Below are 14,464 nucleotides of genomic sequence, written 5' to 3' on the forward strand. Positions count from 1 at the left end.
AGATGTTCTCGCATTTCAGGGTTTTTTTTATTTAAAATAAAAAAACACCAAAATCACACTTTATGATATTTGGTGTTTTTTATTAATACAAATAACAATTAACGCTTAGGTCCAACTTTTGTCAGTGCTTGGCCAGCTGGAGTATCTGTATATTTATCGAAGTTTTTCACAAAACGATCAGCAAGATCGTCTGCTTTCACATCCCATTGTGCTTTATCAGCATAAGTATCACGAGGATCTAAAATTTCACTATTAACACCGGGTAATGCTGTTGGGATTTCTAAATCAAACACGGGTAATGTTGTCATTGGTGCTTTATCAATATCACCATTTAAGATGGCATCAATAATAGCGCGAGTATCTTTAATTGAGATACGCTTACCTGTGCCGTTCCAACCTGTATTAACTAGATAGGCTTTTGCGCCAGATGCTTGCATACGTTTTACTAATACTTCAGCGTATTGTGTTGGATGTAGAGATAAGAATGCCGCGCCAAAACAAGCTGAGAATGTAGGTGTTGGCTCTGTTACACCACGTTCTGTTCCCGCAAGCTTAGCGGTAAAACCCGATAAAAAGTGATATTGCGTTTGTTCTGGCGTTAAACGTGAAACAGGAGGTAACACACCAAAAGCATCTGCAGTTAAGAAAATCACTTTCTTAGCATGACCCGCTTTAGAAACTGGTTTAACGATATTATCGATATGATAAATCGGGTAAGAAACACGAGTATTTTCTGTTTTTGAGCCATCGTCGAAATCAACAGAACCATCCGACAACACAACCACGTTTTCTAATAGTGCATCACGTTTAATTGCACCATAGATATCAGGTTCAGCTTCTTTTGATAAGTGGATCGTTTTCGCATAACAACCCCCTTCAAAGTTAAACACACCGTCATCGTCCCAACCATGCTCATCATCACCAATTAGCTTACGCTTAGGATCCGTTGAAAGGGTTGTTTTACCTGTACCGGATAAACCAAAGAAAATAGCCACATCACCACTTTCGCCAACGTTTGCGGAGCAGTGCATAGAAGCCATACCTTTAAGAGGAAGGAAGTAGTTCATCATAGAGAACATACCTTTCTTCATCTCGCCACCGTACCAAGTACCGCCGATTAACTGAATGCGTTCAGTTAAATTGAAAGCAACGAAGTTCTCAGAATTAAGTCCTTGTTCCTTCCAATTTGGATTTGTACATTTCGCTCCGTTCATCACAATGAAGTCTGGTGTGAAATTTTCCAGCTCTTCTTGTTCAGGGCGAATAAACATATTTTTAACAAAATGAGCTTGCCAAGCAACTTCCGTGATAAAACGTACTTTTAAACGTGTATCCGCATTCGCACCACAAAATGCATCAACAACAAACAAACGTTTGCCTGATAGCTGATTGGTTACCAATGATTTTAAGTCAGACCACACTTCTTGTGAGAGTGGCTTATTATCATTTTTACCTTTTCCCTGATCAGCCCACCACACAGTGTCACGAGTAACATCATCACGAACAATGTATTTATCTTTCGGAGAACGTCCAGTAAATATACCTGTATCAACGGCAATAGCGCCTAACGAGGTTAATGTGCCTCGTTCATAACCTGTTAATCCAGGCTGGGTTTCTTCATTAAATAACAGCTCATAGCTTGGGTTATAAATGATTTCACTTGTGTCCTTAATACCGTACTGCTGGAGATCCTTAGGGGTAAGACCTTTAACGCTCATAGTTTCGCTCCTGATAAATAGACCTTTCTACGAGCAATATTAGGGTGTTACGAGTAATTAACAGCGATTGTTATCAATATTTTGAAAATTTATAATTTTTTTATGTTAAGAACGAGAGCTAATGCACAAAACTACAGAAAAATTGTTGAATAAAAAAGGACGCAAAATAGCGTCCTTTTGATAAAATCACCTTGCTAAATCGAATCAGTGCAATTCAGAGCTGCTTAACTTATTGATATTATTAATATCACTCTCTGTAAAGATGTAATGGGTTCCACAATATTCGCATTCCATATCGATATTGCCCTGTTCTTGCAACAGGTGGTTCACATCTTCTTTAGATAATGTTACTAATGTATTTTCACAGCGCTCACGCGAACAAGTACAATGAAATTCAACTGCTTGAGGCTCATAAAGAGTGACATCTTCTTCGTGATATAAACGATGTAAGATCTCTTTAGTATCCAGCGTAAATAACTCCTCAGCCTTAATAGTGTGAGTTAATTGTGTAAGTAATTCAAAATGTTCCGCCGTATGTTCCGCAGTGAACTCTTCTGATGCTGGTAATACTTGTAATAACATTCCCGCAGCCGCAGGCTTACCTGCTTGCATACCACTACGAATAAATACGCGAGTTGGTAACTGTTCTGATTGTTTAAAGTAGTTATCAATACAAGCTTCAATAGTTTCACCATCCAGGGCAACAATACCTTGATAACGTTCACCTTTCTCTGGTGTTACTGTGATGACCATAAAACCATTCCCGATCATCTCTTTTAATGTACTTCCAGCCTTTACATCATCATCCACACGCGCCACACCGCGCATTTGTTGATTGTTATTGCCATTGATAACAGCCAATCGTACTGGACCATCGCCTTGTATTTGAACAGTAATATCTCCTTCAAATTTAAGCGTTGCTGTTAACAAACTGGTTGCCACCAGCAAATCACCCAGAAGACATTGAACTGGCTCAGGATAATGGTGATTTTCAAGCATTGATTGATAGGTTTCAGTCACATTGACCAATTCACCACGTACCGCGTTTTTTTCAAATAAAAAACGTGATAAAGAGTCTTTTTTAGACATAACGTTCTCTCATTTCAGGGAATCGGTTAATCCGATTCTTGTAAATTTGTCTGTTTGAAGCGAAGTAAGGTGCGTCTTTCCTTTTTATCAGGGCGACGTTCAGGATGAGGCATTGTTAACGCATTCATTTTTCTCGCTAGAGCAATTTTTTCTCTTTTCGCAATACTCTCTGGTGTTTCACAATAGAGTGCTTGCGCTTGTGTAGCACCTTGTCGCTGTGAACTCACCATTAGAATGGTTACTGTCCGTTCATCATTACCTTGCCGTAGACGTATTTCTGCGCCTTCTTCAACGATTTTACTTGGCTTGCCTCTCACACCATTGTAATGGACTTTGCCACCTTCAATCATCGTGCGAGCAATGGCGCGCGTTTTATAAAAACGAGCAGCCCAAAGCCATTTATCTAAACGGACACCACTTTCTTGTGATGGTTGACTCATCCCTTTCTCCTTAACTTCAACTTCTTTTATGAAGGCGATAGTGAAAACACATAGCCTTCCACAACAAGGGACTTACTGAGGAGGGCGATAAAAACAGTGCTCATAATAGAGACTGATTTTATTCATGCGTTGGTTGTTTTGTCGCCGACGCCGGATGATAAGAAATAGGTTCAATACTAAGAACCCGATAGCGAGAAACAATAATAACGTATTACCGATGTAATATAACATTGTCATTGAATCAGGTAGGCTATGTAAAAATATCTGTAACGTACCATTAGCATCAACAACCATGCCTGTTATTACTCCACCCGTATCAAAAGGTGTATGTAATAAAATATCGGATAAACGCTGTAACTCTCGCCACTGTTCTAACGGCGTGGGTTCAAACACTGAGTTTGAATTTGACGCGTAATCAACGAGCTGTTTTCTTTCATCACTGATTAATAGCACACCACCTGGTGGCGGGCTATTTAACAGAATTGCGGCTTTATCTATTTCTCGGTAGATAAAAGAAGATGTGGTGGTGTCGATAAGCTTTTCCAAGGCCTCAGCACTTACTGCACGTAATAAAACATTGGTACCTGTTAGTTTACCACTCTCCGCACGTTGAACTAATGCAGCCCAGTCATTGACGTTACTCAAGTTAACTAACGCCATTTTCAAGCGGATGCATTCATTCTCTCTTGGGCATAAATCCTGTGTTTTCAACACAATACCATCGAAATTATCTAAAAGATTCATCCCTGATTTAGTAATTGCTTGACCTAAACTTGGGTTAACTCGGTTATTAGAAACGGGATGAAGTTGCTCTTCAACCATATGTAATAAAGCAGCTGCTTTTTCGATTGTGCTTGACTCAGGCATCGGCATTGGATTGCTGTTGTTCCAGTAAATCCCCGAACAATCAAAAGGTGCAAAAATAGTTTTATTATTCTTACTTGATAGATTAGGTGGCATATAACACATACCCACCCCTTTCGCCTGAATAATATCCCCAACATGCAAATCGGTTGTTTCTAATTCGGTAAAATTGGTTACTAAATGAGGTTCTGTATCTTTAAGCCATGAAAAACTGAGTTTCATTGAAAGAGAAAGTGGCTGATAAAGATACAACATGCCAATAATAAATAAGCTCCAAAAAACGAAAATAATATTTTTAATATACCGTTTATAAGGATAATTTTTTTCTTCATCATGTAATGAAAGATAACTTCCTTGCTTTATAACATGATGACTAGGGTACATTTCTAAATAGGTTACTTTATCAATATAACCTTGGATATAAGGCTCCCAATGAGGTGGATAAATAAGATCAATCCCCCCTAAAGAAACATTTTTCACCTGCCCATGATCAAAATTACCGAAAAGCCCCCAGCGTTTTAAACGTCCTTTAAAACAATGGACCTCTTGCTTACGAGGTTTAATCAAAGGATTGTGAATAAGAAAAATACCAATGGCAAGAAATGAGCTTCCTATCGCTAAGATCCAAGGAAGGAAAACCTGAGGCATCATTAGAGCTGTTAGCCATAATGTAAGCCCTATACAAACAAAAGAACCATCCCAAAAGCCAGATGAGTTATGTAATCGGTATTCTTCGTTAGTTTCTTCTCTAATTTGCAGTAGGTGGGCAGCATCACCTTCATTCTTTTGGATCGTGGATGAACCATTTGCCAAGATAGGTTCAGAAAGTTGCTTTAAACTCAGCGCAGAAAAATGAATTTTTTCATCTTTTAAAAAGTGTCCATTAACACCAATTACGATGGGGATAGATGGCGTACACACGACATCGAGGACATTTTCTTGTTGAAGATAAGGAACAAGTAGCGGGGGAATGTGAATTTCTACAGCATCAATATAGTAACGCCAATGATTTAATCCTTCTGATGAGCCCGCAAAACGGTTAACGATATTTCTTAATGTTGTAACGACTTCACCTTTAATTGGCATTTCGGGGAAGTTTTGTAATGAATATCCTGAAGAAAAATCCGACGTACCAAAATAAGATAAATAATCACTAATAAGCCCATAGTCATCTGAAGTGAGCTTGCGATAAGTTGGTTTGGCAAGAGATGGAAGATGATGTGAGTCATCAAGCCGCCTTCTTTTAAAGAATAGAAAGGCGGCCATTATAAATAGGCTTATCATTAAGATAGCCAATATAATGACTGATAATCTCATTTTTTCCCCATGCTTATACTGATGCTGCGTAGTAACAATAACAAAATTAAAACCCTGCCTAACATAAGGCAATTCCTATTCTTTTGTTCTATTTTTTATTTAAATACAATAGATTATATTTTTATTGGCGCGTTATAATTTATCTGTCTTATCAATTTTATATCCACTAACAACGCTATCTTCAGGTAAAATAGCGGATCAATAAATAATAATATTCTCAAAAAATCAATAAATAACTAGGTTTAGTAGCGGAGTGTACTCAATTTTCACTTAAAAGCTAAATCTAATTGTTAGATTTATTTTGTCATTAATGTGTTAAATTCAGGTTAATCTCTATTCTGCCAGGGGCTGTTATGAAAGAACTTAAAAAACCCAATATATTAAACATTGATAACATCGCCCGTTCTCGATTATTTCAGATCCAATCCGTTAATCTGGAGTTCAGTAACGGGGAAAAACGTATTTATGAACGCATGAAACCGGCGAACCGCGAAGCCGTTATGATTGTTCCGATCATTGATGACAACCTTATACTTATTCGTGAATACGCTGTTGGTATCGAAAATTATGACTTCGGTTTTCCTAAAGGTGCCATTGATCCTGGCGAAAATGCGCTACAAGCTGCAAACCGCGAACTCAAAGAAGAAATTGGTTATGGTGCCCACTCTTTAACAGAAATAGCAAAGCTTTCTATGGCACCTTCTTATTTTTCCAGCAAAATGAATATCGTCATTGCTCATGATCTTTACCCAGAGCAACTGGAAGGCGATGAACCTGAACCGCTAATTCAAGTACGTTGGCCTATCGCCAAAATGATGGACTTACTGGATCATCCCGATTTTACTGAAGCACGTAGTGTCAGTGCCCTCTTTCTCGCACAGCGCTATTTACAAAATAAATAAATAAAAAAACCCCCAGTAATTGATTGTCCAACTATTGGGGGTTACTTCATTTTTATATCCGATTTTTTCGATTAATTAGAATAATTCGTTAGATTCACCATTATCCTCAAAAATCTGTGTTCCCACTTCGCTTTTTGCTCTTTCTGTGGGTTGTGTGCCCTCAATGAAATACTCTTTCATCGATGGGCCATCACCTGCAAGTTTACCCGTTCTTCTATCTATTTGAACAGCAACAACACCTTTTGGTGCTGGCATCATATTCACAGGCACACCATCAAGTGCGACTTTCATAAAGTCATTCCAAATAGGTTGCGCTGTTTTAGCACCAGCTTCACCACCACTAGCCGCAGTACGTCCTAAGTTACGGCTGCTGTCATCAAAGCCAATCCAAGCAGTGGCAACAATATTTGCACCATAACCCGAGAACCATGCATCTTTAGAACTGTTGGTTGTTCCTGTTTTACCACCAATATCTTGGCGTTTTAGATCACGAACAGCCCGCCAACCTGTACCAGACCATCCCGGTTCACCCACAAGGTTTGTTCTTAATGCATCATGCATTAAGTAAGCCAGTGGTGTGCTGATAACGTGTGGTGCGTATGGGCTTTCTTTAACAGTCTCAGCTAACGGAGCTTGTTCTAATTCAATTTCAGGCGCTGCATCCGCAGGCTGTGATTTATTAGATTGAGCAACGTTTTCCATATAGTCATCAGATAGAGCGATAGAACGCATGGTATCGCCGTAAATAACCGGTATATCTGTACAGTCTGGGCAGGCTACTTTTGGCTCTGCAGTAAACAACACTTCACCTTCTGCATTTTCAATACGTTGGATATAGTAAGGTTCAATTAAATATCCGCCATTCGCCATCACAGCAAAACCACGTACCATTTGCATTGGTGTAAATGATGGTGATCCTAATGCTAAAGATTCTGTCCTATCAATATTTTGATTAGGAAAACCAAAACGTAAGAGATAATCAGCAGCATAATCCACACCCATTGCGCGCATTGCACGTACCATCACCACGTTTTTAGATTGACCTAATCCCTGACGTAAACGAATAGGCCCCGCATAAGTTGGTGGTGAATTTTTAGGTCGCCAATCCGTACCTGCACCCGCATCCCAACGACTAATAGGTAAATCATTAAGGAGTGTTGATAAAGTAAGTCCTTTATCTAACGCAGCTGCATACAAGAAAGGTTTAATATTCGACCCCACTTGGCGCAATGATTGAGAAACACGATTAAACTTACTGATTTCAAAATCAAAACCACCTACAAGCGCAATAATACCGCCATTGAGTGGATTTAATGCAACAAATGCCGCATTAACACCTGGAAGCTGCGCTAATACCCAATTGTTATCATTATTTTGACGAACCCAGATTTGCTCACCAACATTAACTACTGCATCAACTTTTGTTGGTGTCGCGCCTTGAGCGGTATCTGAAATAAACTTACGAGCCCAACGAACTGCTTTTAAATCTAAGGTAATGTTATCGCCATTTTTTAAAACTACTTTCGCTTCTTTAGCGTCTGCAGATAACACAACTGCTGGGATCAATGGCCCATAAGTTTGAATTTCTTTTAATTTTTTATTGATAGCATCATTATCCCAAGGCGTTTGCCCTTCACGCCAAAGGACTTCTTGAGCACCGCGATAGCCATGGCGCATATCATAATCAATCACATTGTCACGTAAGGCTTTTTCTGCTGCTAATTGATCTTTACGAATAACAGTGGTGTAAATTTTATAGCCATCTGTATAAGCATTTTCACCATAACGCTCATACATCTCCATTCTCACCATTTCAGTGAGATATGGGGCTGAGAAATCAATTTGAGGTGCATGGTATTTAGCCACAATAGGCTCTGCTCTTGCACTTTCATATTGTGCTCGAGTGATGTAATTCTCTTCATACATACGCAATAAAACAACATTACGGCGTTTTAAGGCACGATCGTAAGAATAGAGTGGATTTAGTGTAGAAGGTGCTTTAGGCAAACCAGCAATGACTGCCATTTCATTAAGGCTAAGATCATGCACACTTTTACCAAAGTAAACATACGCCGCAGCACCTACACCGTAAGCACGGTTACCCAGATAAATTTTATTTAGATACAGCGCTAAAATTTCATCTTTTGTTAACTCTTTTTCAATGCGAATAGCCAAAAAGGCTTCTTTAATTTTTCGCATTAATTTCTTCTCAGGCGTTAAAAAGAAATTTCGAGCTAACTGTTGCGTAATGGTACTTGCACCTTGAGAAGCTTGTCCTGATGTTAATGCAACAACTACCGCACGCGAGATCCCAATGGGATCGATACCGTGATGCTCACGAAAACGGGTATCTTCGGTCGCGATAAAAGCATTAATTAATTGAGGAGGCATTTCCTCTAGCGTTAGCGGTAAACGGCGTTTTTCGCCATATTGCGCAATTAATTCTCCGTCTGCACTCAAAACCTGCATAGGGGTTTGTAAACGAACATCTTTTAATGTCGCAACATCGGGTAATTGAGGCTCAACATACTTATACATACCGTATATCGAGGCTGCTCCCAAAATTATGCAAGCCAAAACGAAGATGAAAAAATATTTTAAGAACTTCACCTTAAATTTCCCATGTAGTGTGAATTGGGCGGTTTATAAACAAACAGTGCGTAGTATAAAGGTAACGCCTCTTTGAAAATAGGCAATTACTCATCAATAGATATGGATATCATTTATGGAAACACACAATTACCAGATTGGTATTGAAATTAACACTCATCATATCAATGCTGTTTTGGTATTTCAGCAGAATAAACAATGGAAGATCAGCGCATTTTGGCAATTCCCTTTACCTCTCAATGATGATTCATATGATACAAAATTAAGAAATATCTTAATAAAATGGCGCAAAGATCTCCCTTTTATTAACAATATTACTCTCTCATTACCCGATATTTATGAAAGTTATCAGACAATCCCTCTGCCACCGCTTATTTCCCTTACATCGGCGGCATGTTATCGGTTAGCACAGTTACGAGCCACATCTTACACACAAAATACAAAAAACCCTGTTAATTTTGACTATCGGCAAAATAACGACAAACTCGCTATCCATTTGTGTCATAAGATAGCATTAGATAAGTATATAGCCTTGTTTTCCGAAATAAACTTAGCGCTCTCTGCGATTGATTTACCCGCGTGTGCGCTACGCTATTTAGCCACCTATCTTAATATCTCACCTAAAAACAAGCTTATTTATTGTAAAAATAACACACTATTTTGGGTTTCATCTGATGATGAAATGCCCCATTACGGCACTCTTCCTTATCAAGATCAGCAAGAACAACAAGCCGCTATTTATCAGCTAATAGAGAAATATCATTGGTCTAAAGAACAGTGCTATTTTGCTGGCGATAATGCAGCTGCATTTAGCCATTCAATGCCTCTTTGGCCTGATTTTTCCCATTATTTATTTCAAGCAACCACAAAAGAAAACACCCTTTCCCTTATCGCTCTTGGTTTAGCATTACGTCCTTAGGAGAAATCATGTATCAAGTAAATTACCTACCTTGGCGCCACAATTTATTTAGAAAAAGGATCGTAATATGGACTTATCAAACATTAATTTTTATCACTATCACGCTGATAATTTGCGGTTATTACACCTATCATTTAGCCCAAAAGCGAAATACCGCCTCAGCATTACACACTCAAACACAGCAACAAGAAAAGGGTTTGTTCGAACAACTCAATATTTATCAACAACAGAAAGAACAAACCGACTTATGCTCTCAGCGCTATTCGCTTTATTATAAAAATTGGTTACGTTATTTACATTACATACGCTTTTTTCAGGCTATTGAAGTTTATCTCCCTGCTGCTGTATGGGTAAGTCATTATTCTGATACGGATAATAGCCACTCTTTAGATCTTATTTTACCCAAAACACAATCTCTCTCTTTTATAACCCATTTTAAACAACACCCCATTCTTGCCACTCTATCGTTGGATTATTTACAACAAAGCAAAATCTCCCCGTCCTATACCGAAGTTCATTTAACGGGAAAATGGGAAATCGACGAACCGTGGAATAAAAAAGATGTCGAGGAAGTACCATGAAGATAAATGTGCAATGGTTACAATTTGTGATTTCTCTTGCCATGTGGCAAATAACATTACTGAGCTTAACAATACCCTTTACTATTTTTCTACTTTATTACTTCTTTATTTATAGCGGTTACCAGCAAGAAATAACTCAACAGCAAATGGAAACAACCCAAAGGCTCTCTCGTATTCATCATTATCAAAAGACGTTAGAGACAGCACCATCACTTGAATCACTTATTGCACAACAAGCTGATTATCATATTTCATTAAATAATCCATCAACTCATGAGCAACTACAACACCTACTTATTACCTATCATTTCATCCCTGAAATTTGGGAAAACTCACCTAATTCGTTATATAAGCTCACTTTTACTTTGCCTTATACTCGCTTGATAACTTTACTCGAACACCTTAATCAAACCGGATTATTGCTTATCTCGCTCGATATTACTCCAACAAAAACAGAGTTACTTTCTATTCAAATCACACTAATGGCACTAAAAGAACTCTCATTAGAACAAGGTGGCATATCATGAAAACATTGGTTTTCTTTATAATGTTATGTATGACAACTTGTGTTTTGGCTCACCTGAGAGATCCGTTCTTCCCTGACGTTTCTGATGCTATTAATCATGAAAATATACCTTCAATATCCACTGAAGAACCATGGGAAGACACACAGCAAACTGAACAATTACACCATCGACTTTATCCGTTAAATTATGCTGATGCAGAAACATTAGCGAAGCAACTTAGCACTTATGCAATCCCACTATTAAGTAAACAAGGCCGGATCATTGCTGATAGTGACTCGAATAGCCTTTCAATTGTCGATAATAACAAAGCACTTTCTGAAATCGCAGATTGGCTAAAATTAAAAGATACACCACAACAACAAGTTCATATCACTGCGCATATCGTCAGTAGCAGTCAAGATGCGCTAAATGAATTAGGTACCCAATGGGGCTTACAAGCATTAAAAACTACAAATACTGAAGCAGTATCGACAATACCTAGTACTACACCAATAAATCCTAACTCTGCTTTATCAATACCTTCGCTGTCTGCATTATCACTTCATCAAAATACCAAAAATCCACTTCACTATATTGCCTTTAATATTGCCAGGATTAATGGTCGCCTATTAGAACTTGAGTTAAGTGCATTAGAACAAGAAAAGCAGCTATCAATTATAGCGAGTCCAAGACTAACAGCAGCTCATGAGAAAACGGCCTCAATAAAACAAGGAACGGAAATTCCCTATGTCAGCCGAGATAATGAAGCCACTCGTGTTCAATTTAAGGAGGCGGTATTAGGAATGGAAGTCACACCGATTATTCAGAGAAATAAAAAAATAAGGTTAATACTTAAAATCAGCCAAAACACACCTGGTATCGCCCTTGTTCAAGGTGGTAGTGAACACCTTTCTATCGACAAGCAAGAGATCAGTACAGAAGTCACTATTAATGATGGAGAAACTATTATGTTAGGAGGAATATTTCAACAAAAGCAGCAAGAGCATACAGCAAAAATCCCATTATTATCATCTATCCCATTATTAGGGATACTTTTTAGCCATAAAAGAGATCAGCATAGTCGCCATGAATTGGTTATTTTTATTACACCCAAATTAATCTAACTTTTTATGTGATAAAAATTTTTATCATAAAATACAAAAAGTTATCTGTTTACCACTAGGATTAAACTGAGAGTTATTCATTGTTTTTTCTTATAATCAGTATTTATAGATTTGACGATGAGGACGATTTAGCTTACAAGGGTTAGCTAATTTGAGTGGACCTGAAACATCACAATGATAATACGGATACATTTTATGCACTTCCTCTATTCTTGGAGGTAGGGCTTTTTATATGTAATATTGATCGCTTGATGACGAAAAAGACAATATTATCAGATGCAGTTTTCCGACTAAATTGTGTTAGAATCTTCGCGTTGCCAACAAAGATGATTACTTTTTTTAGTAGTTTTTGTTATGTACTGTAGGCAAAGGGATTTTTATCCTATGTTGTTGTTTGCAACAGCATGTGGTTATTTTATAGCGATCTACTGAAAGAACTCAGTCTTATTATGAGAGTAGATAACAAATGTTATCAGGTGTGAATTAGATAAACACTCATAAATTTCAGTTTAGGTCCCGTCGCTGAATGAATTTGGCGGGGCGGGTTATCATTAACGAATATCTTAGTAATACCAAAAACATGGCAGAGAAACGTAATATCTTTCTGGTTGGGCCTATGGGTGCCGGCAAAAGCACTATTGGTCGTCAGTTAGCTCAACAACTTAGTATGGAGTTTTATGATTCCGATCAGGAAATTGAGCGGCGTACAGGTGCGGATGTAGGTTGGGTATTTGATGTAGAAGGCGAAGAAGGCTTCCGTCAACGAGAAGAGAAAATAATCAACGAACTCACTGAAAAGCAAGGCATCGTACTTGCTACAGGTGGCGGTTCGGTGAAATCGCGAGAAACCCGTAACAGACTATCTGCTCGTGGTGTGGTTGTTTATTTAGAAACAAACATTGAAAAGCAACTCGCTCGTACCCAACGTGATAAAAAACGTCCTTTATTGCAAGGTGTTGAACCTGTACGTGATGTCCTAGAGACATTAGCTGAAGAACGTAATCCTCTTTATGAAGAGATTGCTGACATCACAATTCATACTGATGATCAGAGTGCAAAAATTGTAGCCAATCAAATAATTGAATTATTAGAACAAAACTAATAAATTCAGCTATTTATAAGGTTAAGTAAAGACAATAAGAAGAAGGCCACTGTTATGGAAAAAATCACTGTCACATTAGGTGAAAGAAGCTATCCCATTACCATTGCTTCTGGCCTTTTTCATCAACCTGATACTTTTTTACCATTAAAATCAGGGCAGCAAGTTATGATAGTTACGAATGTAACACTTGCTCCTCTCTATTTAGAAAAGGTAACAAACACCTTGAAAAAACAAGGTGTTTTGGTTGATAGCGTGATTTTACCTGATGGCGAACAATATAAATCGCTTGAAATCATGAACAATGTCTTTACTGCATTATTAGAAAAAAATCACAATCGAGACACGACACTTATCGCATTAGGCGGCGGTGTTATTGGTGATCTAACCGGTTTTGCGGCAGCAAGTTACCAACGAGGTGTTCGCTTTATTCAAGTTCCTACCACGTTGTTATCACAAGTTGACTCATCCGTTGGCGGAAAAACAGCAGTTAATCACCCTCTTGGCAAGAATATGATTGGTGCATTTTACCAACCAGCTTCTGTCATTATTGATCTCGATTGCCTTGCCACATTACCACCTCGTGAACTTTCATCTGGTTTAGCTGAAGTTATTAAATATGGTATCATTTTAGATAAAGACTTCTTTATCTGGCTTGAAAATAATATTGATAAACTTTTGGCGCTTGACCCTAAAGCTATGGCTTTTTGTATCCGTCGTTGCTGTGAGCTCAAAGCTGAAGTTGTCGCCGCAGATGAAAAAGAAACCAGTGGCTTACGTGCATTACTCAATCTAGGCCATACTTATGGGCACGCTATTGAAGCTCATATGGGATATGGTGTTTGGTTGCATGGTGAAGCGGTTGCAGCAGGTATGGTAATGGCGGCAAGAACCTCTCAAGTACTCGGTCAATTTACTGAAGAAGAAACACAACGTGTTATTCAATTACTTGAGAAAGCAAATCTCCCCGTCAATGGCCCTGTAGAAATGACACCTGATGACTATTTACCTCATATGATGAGAGATAAAAAGGTCTCTGGTGGCAAATTACACCTCGTTTTACCAAAAGGCATCGGTCAATCTGAATTACGTGCGGATATTTCTCGCGAACAAGTCCACAAAGCGATAACATCTTGCATTAATGCAAATTAAGCTCCCCATTACCTGACTAGAAGCAAACCAGAATACCTACTTAAGGATAATTCTGGTTAATATTGTCAAATGCAACGTTTCAGAAAAAGCGTTTCATCCTTATACTATGAGGTAATGGCTAAGGCTGAATAGAATATTTTTCG

12 protein-coding genes are annotated in these 14,464 nt (G+C 38.3%); 7 read left to right on the forward strand and 5 right to left on the reverse strand.

The features are described from left to right. Positions 1–98 precede the first annotated feature (98 nt). From pckA to umoB, 4 genes are all read right to left on the reverse strand, one after another. The gene (pckA, locus tag GTH24_RS19610) at positions 99–1,718 is read right to left on the reverse strand and encodes a phosphoenolpyruvate carboxykinase (ATP) (RefSeq protein WP_164526877.1); all 1,620 of its coding nucleotides are present in this window, start codon (positions 1,716–1,718) and stop codon (positions 99–101) included. Between the two features lie 204 nt (positions 1,719–1,922). Then, positions 1,923–2,807 (reverse strand): Hsp33 family molecular chaperone HslO, encoded by an 885-nt coding sequence (gene hslO, locus GTH24_RS19615; protein ID WP_164526878.1) that lies wholly within the window; start codon positions 2,805–2,807, stop codon positions 1,923–1,925. Positions 2,808–2,833: 26 nt separating this feature from the next. Further along, a complete protein-coding gene (gene hslR / locus GTH24_RS19620; protein ID WP_072068950.1) occupies positions 2,834–3,247 on the reverse strand; it encodes a ribosome-associated heat shock protein Hsp15 in 414 nt (137 codons plus the stop codon). Positions 3,248–3,319: 72 nt separating this feature from the next. Continuing rightward, positions 3,320–5,428: a flagellar biogenesis regulator UmoB gene (gene umoB / locus GTH24_RS19625; RefSeq protein ID WP_072068951.1), complete on the reverse strand. Its 2,109-nt coding sequence runs from the start codon at positions 5,426–5,428 to the stop codon at positions 3,320–3,322. Between the two features lie 353 nt (positions 5,429–5,781). On the opposite strand from umoB, the gene nudE reads away from it, so the two are divergent. Next, the gene (gene nudE, locus GTH24_RS19630) at positions 5,782–6,330 is read left to right on the forward strand and encodes an ADP compounds hydrolase NudE (RefSeq protein WP_072068952.1); all 549 of its coding nucleotides are present in this window, start codon (positions 5,782–5,784) and stop codon (positions 6,328–6,330) included. A gap of 75 nt (positions 6,331–6,405) precedes the next feature. Here nudE and mrcA read toward each other — a convergent pair whose 3' ends face one another. Continuing rightward, entirely contained in the window at positions 6,406–8,940 is a 2,535-nt protein-coding gene (mrcA, locus tag GTH24_RS19635) for a peptidoglycan glycosyltransferase/peptidoglycan DD-transpeptidase MrcA (RefSeq protein ID WP_115351051.1), read from the reverse strand. A gap of 115 nt (positions 8,941–9,055) precedes the next feature. Between mrcA and GTH24_RS19640 the strand changes: the two genes are divergently transcribed. From GTH24_RS19640 to aroB, 6 genes are all read left to right on the forward strand, one after another. Further along, the gene (locus tag GTH24_RS19640; protein ID WP_072068953.1) at positions 9,056–9,859 is read left to right on the forward strand and encodes a hypothetical protein; all 804 of its coding nucleotides are present in this window, start codon (positions 9,056–9,058) and stop codon (positions 9,857–9,859) included. An 8-nt stretch (positions 9,860–9,867) separates the two neighbouring features. After that, positions 9,868–10,440 carry a fimbrial assembly protein gene (locus GTH24_RS19645; RefSeq protein ID WP_164526879.1) on the forward strand — a complete coding sequence of 191 codons (573 nt, stop codon included), beginning with the start codon at positions 9,868–9,870 and terminating at the stop codon, positions 10,438–10,440. Further along, positions 10,437–10,967: a hypothetical protein gene (locus tag GTH24_RS19650; protein ID WP_072068955.1), complete on the forward strand. Its 531-nt coding sequence runs from the start codon at positions 10,437–10,439 to the stop codon at positions 10,965–10,967. The genes GTH24_RS19645 and GTH24_RS19650 overlap by 4 nt, the downstream gene beginning before the upstream one ends. Continuing rightward, entirely contained in the window at positions 10,964–12,070 is a 1,107-nt protein-coding gene (pilQ, locus tag GTH24_RS19655; RefSeq protein ID WP_164526880.1) for a type IV pilus secretin PilQ, read from the forward strand. Before GTH24_RS19650 ends, pilQ begins: the two co-directional genes overlap by 4 nt. A gap of 580 nt (positions 12,071–12,650) precedes the next feature. Then, the gene (gene aroK, locus GTH24_RS19660; protein WP_036914409.1) at positions 12,651–13,172 is read left to right on the forward strand and encodes a shikimate kinase AroK; all 522 of its coding nucleotides are present in this window, start codon (positions 12,651–12,653) and stop codon (positions 13,170–13,172) included. A gap of 54 nt (positions 13,173–13,226) precedes the next feature. Next, positions 13,227–14,321, forward strand: coding sequence for a 3-dehydroquinate synthase (gene aroB / locus GTH24_RS19665; RefSeq protein WP_072068957.1), 1,095 nt, complete (start codon positions 13,227–13,229; stop codon positions 14,319–14,321). The last annotated feature ends 143 nt before the right edge of the window (positions 14,322–14,464 follow it).

Source organism: Proteus vulgaris, from assembly GCF_011045815.1.
GTDB lineage: Bacteria > Pseudomonadota > Gammaproteobacteria > Enterobacterales > Enterobacteriaceae > Proteus > Proteus vulgaris_B.

Coding starts and splice junctions, on each gene's coding strand:
- nudE (WP_072068952.1), top strand. CDS start 5,782: ATGAAAGAACTTAAAAAACCCAATATATTAAACATTGATAACATCGCC.
- aroB (WP_072068957.1), top strand. CDS start 13,227: ATGGAAAAAATCACTGTCACATTAGGTGAAAGAAGCTATCCCATTACC.
- GTH24_RS19640 (WP_072068953.1), top strand. CDS start 9,056: ATGGAAACACACAATTACCAGATTGGTATTGAAATTAACACTCATCAT.
- GTH24_RS19650 (WP_072068955.1), top strand. CDS start 10,437: ATGAAGATAAATGTGCAATGGTTACAATTTGTGATTTCTCTTGCCATG.
- pckA (WP_164526877.1), bottom strand. CDS start 1,718: ATGAGCGTTAAAGGTCTTACCCCTAAGGATCTCCAGCAGTACGGTATT.
- hslR (WP_072068950.1), bottom strand. CDS start 3,247: ATGAGTCAACCATCACAAGAAAGTGGTGTCCGTTTAGATAAATGGCTT.
- pilQ (WP_164526880.1), top strand. CDS start 10,964: ATGAAAACATTGGTTTTCTTTATAATGTTATGTATGACAACTTGTGTT.
- hslO (WP_164526878.1), bottom strand. CDS start 2,807: ATGTCTAAAAAAGACTCTTTATCACGTTTTTTATTTGAAAAAAACGCG.
- aroK (WP_036914409.1), top strand. CDS start 12,651: ATGGCAGAGAAACGTAATATCTTTCTGGTTGGGCCTATGGGTGCCGGC.
- GTH24_RS19645 (WP_164526879.1), top strand. CDS start 9,868: ATGTATCAAGTAAATTACCTACCTTGGCGCCACAATTTATTTAGAAAA.
- umoB (WP_072068951.1), bottom strand. CDS start 5,428: ATGAGATTATCAGTCATTATATTGGCTATCTTAATGATAAGCCTATTT.